Below are 2,249 nucleotides of genomic sequence, written 5' to 3' on the forward strand. Positions count from 1 at the left end.
GCGCTGTCCGGACTCCTGCTGCACCGGCTGCTGCCGTACCGCCCCGCTACCGACCCACAGCAAGCCGGCACCCCCATCGCGGCGACAGCATGACCACCCCGCGGCACATCATCTTCGGCACCGGCGCGATCGGCCTGGCAACCTACGACGCCCTGCGCCGGCGCGGCGAGTCCGTCCGGCTCGTGAACCGCTCCGGCCACGCCCGCGTACCCGACGACGTCGAAGTTGTCGCCGGCGACGCCCGTGACTCCGCATTCACCTGCGCCGTCGCGCAGGGCGCCGCCGTTCTCTACCAGACCCTCAACCCGCCCTACCACCAATGGACGGCGCAGTGGCCCCCGCTGCAGGCCGGCGTACTCGCCGCCGCCCAAGCCACCGGCGCCCGCCTGGTCAGCATGGAAAACGTCTACATGTACGGCCGCCCCAACGGCCGACCACTCACCGAGAACCGTCCTGACGCCGCCCACACCACCAAAGGGCGCCTGCGTGCCCGGATGGCCGGCGAACTCCTCGCCGCACACCGCGCCGGGCGCGTCCAGGTCGCGATCGGCCGCGCCTCGGACTACTTCGGCCCGCGCGGCGGCGCCCAGTCCAACCTCGGCGACCGGGTCTTTCCCGCGGCGATAGCCGGCAAGACCGCCACCGTGCTCGGCGACGCCGACCAACCGCACACCTACACCTACATCCCGGACATCGGCGAGGGCCTCGCCGTCCTCGGCGAACACCCGGACGCCCCCGGGCAGGTATGGCACCTGCCCAACGACCCCGCCACGCGGACCACACGTCAGCTCGTCGACGCCGTCTACCAACAAGCCGGCCAACCCCGCACCAAGCTGCGCGTCATGCCGGCCCTGCTGCTTCGCGTCGTCGGCCTAGCCAATCCCACCGTGCGTGAACTCATCGAGATGCAGTACCAGTTCGACGAGCCCTTCATCGTCGACAGCAGCAAGATCTCCACCCACCTCGACGCCCACGCCACCCCGATCGACCAGGCCATCGCCGACACCGTCGCCACCTACCGAACGCCTGCGTCAGCAGCCAGGCGCGCCTGACCGCCGCGGCGGGCGCCGTCCTCCTACGCACAAAGGTGCGACTGATGTCTTCCACCCAGAACCTTCTCCCCGACACGCCCACACCGGCCCCGTCCAACCAACCACTCCCGTCCGTTCGCCCCGCCTCCGTCGGCCGCCGCCGCATCGTGGAGGCGGCCGCCGGGATCGGCGTGGTCGCCGCCTGGTTCGTGTCCGGCTACCTGCTGGGGCTGGGGTTCCTTGATCTCGTGTTATTGGCGGTGCCGCTGCTGGCGGCGTTCCACATCCTGGTGCGGCGCCGGCCGCTGCAGACGCTGCTGGTCCGTGACACTGCTTCGTTCGCCCACGGCTGGGCGGGGAAGCTGCTGGTCGCCGCGGTCCTGATCGCGATCCCCGCGACCATGGTGCTGCTGTCGCTGAGCGGCCCCCGGTACGGCCGGTACGCCGACGACAGCTGGAAGACGCTGCTCATGCTCGTCGTCCTGGCCGGCACCTACATCGCCTCCCGCCGCCTGGTCCTGACCGTGCTCGTGGGGGCGGTGACCGTCGCGGTCGTGTCCTGGGCGTTGTCGCCGAGCCTGGCAGGCGTCCGAAACGGCGACCAGATGGTCCTGGCGCACCTGGACCAGCAAGAACGCCAGGGGACGCTGGCCGGCCACCACGACGTCGCGGTCGCCGAGGTCGACCTGAACGAGGCCCAGCCGGTACGGCTGGCCGGCATCGGCGCCGACGACACGACGGTGATGGAGGTCGGATCGATGACCAAGGCGATGACCGGCCTGGTCATCGCGGACGCCGTCCGCCGCGGCGAAATCCGCATGGATGCCCCGGTGGCCACCTACCTTCCGCAGCTGAAAGGCTCACCGGCCGGCACCGCCACGCTCCACGAGCTCGTCACCCACACGTCCGGCTACGCCGAGTTCGGCGCCGCCACCCTGCGCCGCGCCGCCTGGGCGGCGCCGCTGGGCCGGAACTTCCTGACCGCGGACAGCGCGCAGATGACCGAGGAGACCAGGAGTCAGACGCTCGATGGCCGTGGCCGATACGCGTACTCCACCCTGGCGTCGGCCATTGCCGGGCAGGCCGTCGCGGCGGCAGCTCACATGAGCTACCCGGACCTGATGCGCACCCGGCTGTTCGAGCCGCTCGGCATGTCCCACACCACCATCGAGGTCGACCACGCACTCGTCGCCGGCGGCGAATCGCAGACCGGTCTCC

2 protein-coding genes are annotated in these 2,249 nt (G+C 71.2%); both read left to right on the forward strand.

Annotated elements, in window-relative coordinates:
- Positions 1–89: 89 nt before the first annotated feature.
- Positions 90–1,052 (forward strand): NAD-dependent epimerase/dehydratase family protein, encoded by a 963-nt coding sequence (locus tag AB0M20_RS39305; RefSeq protein WP_364306117.1) that lies wholly within the window; start codon positions 90–92, stop codon positions 1,050–1,052.
- Between the two features lie 44 nt (positions 1,053–1,096).
- On the forward strand, positions 1,097–2,249 hold a 1,153-nt coding region (locus tag AB0M20_RS39310), incomplete at its 3' end, for a serine hydrolase domain-containing protein (protein ID WP_364306119.1).

The sequence above is a fragment of the Actinoplanes sp. NPDC051633 genome (genome assembly GCF_040681735.1).
Lineage (GTDB): Bacteria > Actinomycetota > Actinomycetes > Mycobacteriales > Micromonosporaceae > Actinoplanes.